Genomic DNA, 6,956 nt, shown 5'->3' with positions numbered 1-6,956 from the left:
CGCGCTCTAACCAACTGAGCTACACGCCCGTCAGGCCCACGGGGCCTGATGGTTTCCGCCTCGCTTTCGTGAGGCGGGTCGGAAGTTTAGGAAGTTTTGAACGGTTGTCAAACGCACTTTGGCGATGTTTTTGATCAATTTTTCCATTTCCGTGAGCGTTTTTTTCGTCTTCGTAGGCAGGAAGTCTTGAATCAACGTTCCCTCAGGAGCCCAAATTCCGCCAAAATGCCGATCCGAGGTCCGTGATGTTCGGATCAATCGCTTCCATTCGATGTGCATGTCAATCAGAAGGATTTGTTTAGCTGCCATGAGTAAACACAACCGTTTTCCCGCGTTCTGGTCAATTCGAGGCTTTGTCCTCGGGGGCGGTTCGCTCGTCCTTTCCAGCGTGTTGGCGACAACAGCATCCGCAGCTCCTCCTTCAGCCGCCGCTGCACTGGGGCTGAAACCCGTGCAGGACGGCGTGGAATTCGAACAAGTCGAACCCAATCAGGTCGAAAAGTGCGAAGTTCGCGATATCGAGCGAGATGACTGGTCGGGATGGGAGGTCGTTTCTGGCGACGGAACCCTGCTGAGACGTTTCGCGGACACCAACGGTGACAAAAAAGTCGACCTGTGGTGCTATTTCCTCTATGGCGTGGAGGTCTACCGCGACGTGGATGCGAATTTCAATGGCAAGGCCGACCAGTATCGCTGGATGGGAACCGGCGGAACACGTTGGGGAATCGACGAGAACGAAGATGGCCAAATCGATCGCTGGAAGATGATTTCAGCCGAGGAGACCACTCAAGAACTGGTCGAATCACTCGCCAATTCCGATGGCAACCGCTTTGTCACCTTGCTGGCAACTCCCAAAGAACTCCAAACCGCTGGGCTGACCGGCGAGCGTCTCGAGAGCTTGGTCAAGAAAGCCTCACGAGCCGCTTCGAACTTCAAAAAGTTCGCTTCCACCCAGCGTGCAATCGGGCCAAAATCGCAGTGGATCCAGTTCGCAGCCGCAACTCCAGGGATCGTTCCCGCCGATGACATCGATGTCAAAAAAGACGTGATGGCCTACGAAAACGCCGTTGCGATGTACGAATCCAACGGTCAATCCGGCCAAATGCTGGTCGGAACGGTGATCCGAATCGATGAGGCATGGAAGCTGGTCGATCTGCCAGTGCTCGCCGAAACCGGTGAACCGATCGCGCAATCCAACGGCAACTTCTTTACCCCCGGTGGAATCGCGACGGCAGCCAACAACATTTCCTCCGCTGGAAACTCGAAGACACAGGAACTGGTCAGCGACCTGGAAGCAGTCGATTCACAAATGGTCGGTGAATCGAACCCGAAAGCCCTCGCGAAACTGAATGAACGCCGCGCTGATATCGTTGAAAAACTGATCGCCGCCGCGGAAACCCCCGCCGAACGCGATACATGGACCCGCCAATTGGTGGACACGGTCAGCGTGGCCACACAAAGCGGAACTTACCCCGGAGGCCTGAAACGGCTGAAGGATCTGGCCGCCACTTTCCGCAAATCCAAGGGTGGCCAGTCCGAAGCGATCCGTGCGTACACCGAATACCAGTTGATCGGGACCGAGTACATCGCTCGCCAAACCGCAGACGCTGACTTCGCTGAAAACCAAGTTTGGTGGCTGGAACAGCTCACCGAATTCGCTGATCGCTACCCACAAGCCCCGGAAACAGCCGCTGCCAAATTGCAGTTGGCTCTCAGCAAAGAGTTCGAAGACAAAGAAACCGAAGCCCTTCGGTTTTACAAAGAAGTCGCAAAAGACTTCCGCGGAACCGAAGCGGCGGAACGTGCCTCAGGAGCAGTCCGGCGTCTGGAATCGGAAGGCAAAGAAGTCGATCTCGAGGGCCGCACCGTCCAAGGCAAAGCCTTCCGGTTGAGCGCACTGCGCGGTCGCCCGGTCGTGCTGCACTACTGGGCCACATGGTGCGAACCCTGCAAAAACGACATGAAATTGCTGCGAGGTCTGCAAGCTCGCTACCAACGCGCGGGCCTGCAAATCGTGGGTGTCAACATCGACAACCAACGTGAACAAGCGGCTGAGTTCCTGTCCACCAACGCTCTGCCATGGGTGCACCTGCACGCCGACGGCGGACTCGAAAGCAGCCCGCTGGCCAAGCAATTTGGTGTGCAAACGCTGCCAACCACGATGCTGATTGACTCCAAAGGACGCGTGGTCGATCACAACATCGGAGCCGCCGAATTGGACGACGCGATTGAGAAACTGCTGAAGTAATCTTCGCCGACACAGCCAAGTTCAATCGGTGAGCAACCTGGGTTGCTCACCGATTTTCTTGCGCACTCAGCTCCGAAGCCGGAACGTTTCCATCGCTCAAACGTCGTCACCAACGATTAAACCGTCCTCGGATATGCGATACGGCACGATCGATTCCTCGCAGAAACTGCCTCGATGTTTCGCGACACAAAGGGCCCGTCCCATTTTGTTTCCGTCGCGAGTCTTGCCCATCAAAATGATCGTGTTGGCATTGGACAACACGTCGCCACTTTGAATGGGGCGAGCAATCAGGTCGTCGAGCATCACCTCGTGTGAGGTCGCCAGCAACAGGCTACCGAGGGATTGATGATCGTAGGCATGAGCCTCGATCCGCTCGGCATTCTCACGGAAATGAACACGAAAAAGGTCTCGGGCCAACCAATCGTGCTCCTTTCGAACGATCTGATTCTGGATGTATTCGATCAGCTCGAACTGAATTGACTCGGCCGCCCGATCGACCGGTTCCACCCCATCGATCACAACCCGCCGGACACCGTGAGCAAAATTGCCGTAGAAAAACGCGATCGCGCGGTCCAGTTTTTTAGCTCGTTCGGACGACCAACGACGCCAATCATCCGCGTCCATGTCCGAAGACGTGACCCGACGACCTGAATCCCGAAACAAATGCATGCTGTCGCGACGAGTTTTTTCGCGGTCCCAAACTTCATTCAGCACGACTGGTTCGTCGACGGACGCCTCGGACAACTGCCACGCCCCCAAACGCTTTGCATACTCAGAGTGGTTTTGCGAATCTCCTCTTGAGGTCAGGTCAAACACGACGCCGCGTTCGCCTTCCTGAGTTTGCCCGTGCTTGGCGAATTGAATCCCAAGCTGTGTTTTGCCGATTCCGGTGGCTCCCAGGACAACGGTCATGGTCCCGGGCAGCAAGCCTCCGCCCAGCATCTCGTCCAACGCTGGGATTCCTGTTTGCAATCTTTGGCTCATGGTGCGTTCCTTCTCGCGAAATTTCAATGATTCAAAAGCAGATGCTCGGCAGCGATTCGACCGCTGTCCATCGCCCCTTGAATGCTAGGCGTTTGGCAGTGGTCGCCTGCGAGCCACACGCCCGCCCTGCTCTGCCCTGCCCTGCTCTCCCCCGACATGGCTTCGTCAGCGGAGGGCACTCCGCTTGATGAAGATTCGGGTAGAGACACATTGCCATCGCCCGAGTTCGCCCACCGCCAATCTTCCCACGCTGGCGACCTCAAAACCGTGTCCAGCGACATCCTCGGCAACGAATACGGAACATGAAAAACACGCAGCAATCGCCATCGCATCGCGTCCTCACCGAACCAAGATTTCAATTGCGATCGCACATGGGAATCCAGAGCCTCATCGTCCAACCCTTCCGCCAGTTCATGACTGCCGTCGACACTGACTGACACCAACGTTTTTCCAGGTGGCGCGTAAGACGGCGCAACATTGCTCAACACAACCGCACTCTGAATCGGTCCCGATTCATCTCCCCGCAACATCAACAGGCGGCGGGAATCGGGCGATTGATCCGCGGCGTAATACAAATTGCTTGTCCCCAGCCACTCGGTCGCGATGGAGCCCATGCCCAGCAACCTCGCCGCTGCCCCGGACGGCGTCGCGATCACCAAGTTCCGGCATGTCATCACGGTTCCACACGACAACACCACCTGATGCCGAGCACCATTTGGTGCCCGTCCCTCCACCGCAGGCTCCTCCGATTCCGAAAGTGGTTCAACCGACTGCACCGTGGCTCGATACTGAATCGATCCTCGCGGCAATCCTTCGGCCAATTGTCGCGGGATCGCTCCCATCCCATCGGCAGGGATGGCAATGTCACCACTGGCGAACATCCGAAAAACGAACTCCAGCATTCGGCTGCTCACAGACAGCGATTCTTCCAAGAACACCCCACCCAAAAATGGCCGAAAGAATTGGTCGATGATTCGTTCGCTGAACCCATCTTCCTGCAACCGATCCAAAGTCGACATCGCCGATCGCTCATACAAATCTTGCAGGGAACCACGCAAGCTCGCCCGCCGAAGCCTCGCAATCCGCAGTTTGTCGACGAGCGATCCAACCGGATTCATCGCTGAGGCCAAGGCTTTCGTCGGCCTTCGCCAAGGATCGCTCAAGAGCCGAAATTGACCTTTTTGCCGAACCAATGCTCCCGGCTCAAACCGACACAATCGCAACGCGTGGTAATTCAAAAACTGCTGGCAAGCCGGGAACGCCGTCAGCAGAACCTGAAAGCCGTGGTCCAGCGTGAAGCCATCAACCACGTCACTGCGGACGCGTCCGCCCACGCGATCGGTGGCTTCTAAAATCCGAAACTCGCGACCGGCGTCCGCCAAAACGCGACCGCATGTCAGCCCTGCCAATCCACCACCGATAATCAATGTTTCCGTGAATGGTTGCTCGACGGATGATTCCGAACCACTCATATCAGGTGGTAACCTTTTTCTGTCAGTTTTTGAGTCAATGCCCGTTTGGCCGCGTAATCGCCGTGCACCAACCGAATCTCCTTGGGCGCATCGGCCATTCCGTCAACCAACGCGATTAAATCTTGCTGATCACCGTGAGCCGAATACCCGGTCAGTTGATGGGTCTTGGCCCGCACGTCATATCGTCGTCCGTCCAATCGTACCCAGTCGCTCCCGCGAGAAATGTAATTCCCCGGCGTGCCTCCGGCTTGATAACCAGCAAACACGATGTCGGTTTCCTCCTGCCCGATGAACTCCTTGAGGTAGTTGACCACCCGACCTCCTGTGCACATCCCGCTTCCGGCAATCACCACCGCGGGCAAATTGTGTTTGGCCAAGTAACGAACGGTTTCTTTGTGTTCGGTGTGGCTGCCCACGGTGGTTAGATTTTCAAACACCAGCGGCTGATCATCGGTTTTCAACGTCACCTGAGCTTCCTCGCCCCAGTGCGATTTCATCTCTTTGTAAAGAGCGGTGAATCGCGAGGCGAGTGGCGAGTCGACGATGACATCGACGCGTTTCATCAGCGTTCGATCTTCGGTCTCTTGAATGCGTTCGAAGATGGCGTTGAGCTCATACAATAACGCTTGTGTCCGGCCAAGCGAAAAGGCGGGCACAATGGTCACGCCTGAATCATGAAGCGTCCGCCGAATGACCGCCTCCAACTCCGCCTGACGGTCGGCTTTGGGAGGATGCAACCGGTCCCCGTAAGTGCTCTCGAGCACCAACAAATCCGCTCTCTCGGGACTGGCCGGTGGATTCAAAAGAGGATTGGTTCCCGCTCCCACATCACCACTGAAAACAGCCCGCCGACCGTCCGCCAACTCGATCTCGAACATCGTCGAGCCCAGCACGTGACCGGCTGGCAACAATCGGACCTTCACTCCGCCGGGGCAGTCATGCCACTGATGATACGGAAGCGGCACCAACAACTTTCGGATCTGACCAAGAAACTTCTTGATCAATCGTTTCGATCGAGTGAAGCCAATTTTCAACGCGTCTTCCATGACCAGCGGCAACAACTTGGCCGTCGGTGCACTGCACAGAATCGGATGATCAAAACCTGCCGCCAACAGATACGGAATCCGACCCGCGTGATCGATGTGCACATGGGTCAGCAACAATGCTTGAATCCCTCTTAACGAAAACTCAATCTCGGGGTTGGGCTTCTTCCGAGCGTCTTCGCCTTGAAACGTGCCACAGTCAACCAACAAGCTCTGGGAATCGTCGATCCAAAGTTGATGACAAGAACCCGTGACACCTTCGTGCGCACCATGGTGAACCAATTTCATAAGCGACATCAGAAGCAAGGCAAGGAGAAACAACGCGAGCGGTCCGTCACGCCACCGCAGCACTTTACCACGCGGGGAACACGCTGAGGGTCCGCAGCAACCTCCCCCCAAACAAACGACCACGCTCAACCAATGTTGAGCGAGTCCAACTCGCGATGACCAAACGTGTCACGCACCAGTCCGATGTCATGGGTGTCGCCGCTTCTCTCCCCCCCTTCGAAACCCACAAGGACACCTCCCATGGCCAAGTTTTACGTTCAATCAGGTACTTTCCGCAGTGTTGTCGCCGCCGATTCGGCTCGCAAAGCCGCTTTGTGGGCCGTCCACCAAGTCATGCAGCAAGTCCTGCCAACCGACGAAGACACCGATTCGCTGCCCGCATCTGCGACCAACCAAACCTCGGCAAATCGCAATTCAGCCAGCCAAGCCACTGGCGCATCGCCTGATCGAGATTCCGGATCCACGCCGGTCGCGGTCTTGGACGGCCGAGTCCGAATCAGCGAACGCGGATACGATCGCAACGACTGTGCGGAGATGCCAACCATGGAAGTCGTCGCCGAATGGAATCAAATGGTGCTCACCCTCGACCGCCTGCAACAAATGATGCGGCATGGGTGATGCGAACAAGTGCCTGGGGTGCGCATTTCCAATGCGAATTTACGCATCTGCGCAAGACTTCGGAGAGCTCGGTCGCTAGCCTATTTCGCAGCGACGTTGGCTTGGAACTTCCCAAACCAGCACCTCGCTGCCCCGCCTGATCGCGAAATCAGATGGACCGGCAACGCCCCCTCTCCTTCATCCCCTCAGTCGATCGATGAACAACCCACTGCTGACCCAGCATCGACGCATCGCTCTCCTCACCGACGGTGCCTCCACACCTTTCCTCGCCAAAACCGCCATCAGCTTGCTGCGATACCGCAC

The 6,956-nt window shown here is 56.5% G+C and carries 5 protein-coding genes; 2 read left to right on the top strand and 3 right to left on the bottom strand.

What is annotated here, in order from left to right; all coding sequences use genetic code 11:
• Nucleotides 1–307: 307 nt before the first annotated feature.
• The gene (locus ACF8AM_RS17375; protein WP_392556857.1) at nt 308–2,248 is read left to right on the top strand and encodes a redoxin domain-containing protein; all 1,941 of its coding nucleotides are present in this window, start codon (nt 308–310) and stop codon (nt 2,246–2,248) included.
• A gap of 96 nt (nt 2,249–2,344) precedes the next feature.
• Here the strand turns inward: ACF8AM_RS17375 and ACF8AM_RS17370 are convergent, their stop codons facing one another.
• Genes ACF8AM_RS17370 through ACF8AM_RS17360 form a run of 3 tightly spaced genes read right to left on the bottom strand, consistent with a single transcriptional unit; the run spans nt 2,345 to nt 6,044 of the window.
• Nucleotides 2,345–3,232, bottom strand: coding sequence for an RAD55 family ATPase (locus tag ACF8AM_RS17370; protein ID WP_392556856.1), 888 nt, complete (start codon nt 3,230–3,232; stop codon nt 2,345–2,347).
• 23 nt (nt 3,233–3,255) lie between these two features.
• A complete protein-coding gene (locus ACF8AM_RS17365) occupies nt 3,256–4,704 on the bottom strand; it encodes an NAD(P)/FAD-dependent oxidoreductase (RefSeq protein WP_392556855.1) in 1,449 nt (482 codons plus the stop codon).
• Nucleotides 4,701–6,044, bottom strand: a complete 1,344-nt coding sequence (locus tag ACF8AM_RS17360) for an MBL fold metallo-hydrolase (RefSeq protein ID WP_392556854.1) — start codon at nt 6,042–6,044, stop codon at nt 4,701–4,703. Before ACF8AM_RS17360 ends, ACF8AM_RS17365 begins: the two co-directional genes overlap by 4 nt.
• Before the next feature lie 231 nt (nt 6,045–6,275).
• Here ACF8AM_RS17360 and ACF8AM_RS17355 point away from each other — a divergent pair, with 231 nt between their 5' ends.
• A complete protein-coding gene (locus ACF8AM_RS17355; RefSeq protein ID WP_392556853.1) occupies nt 6,276–6,653 on the top strand; it encodes a hypothetical protein in 378 nt (125 codons plus the stop codon).
• The last annotated feature ends 303 nt before the right edge of the window (nt 6,654–6,956 follow it).

It is taken from the genome of Rhodopirellula sp. JB055, assembly GCF_043100905.1.
Classification (GTDB): domain Bacteria; phylum Planctomycetota; class Planctomycetia; order Pirellulales; family Pirellulaceae; genus Rhodopirellula.
This window is presented reverse-complemented; position numbering and strand designations above follow the sequence as displayed.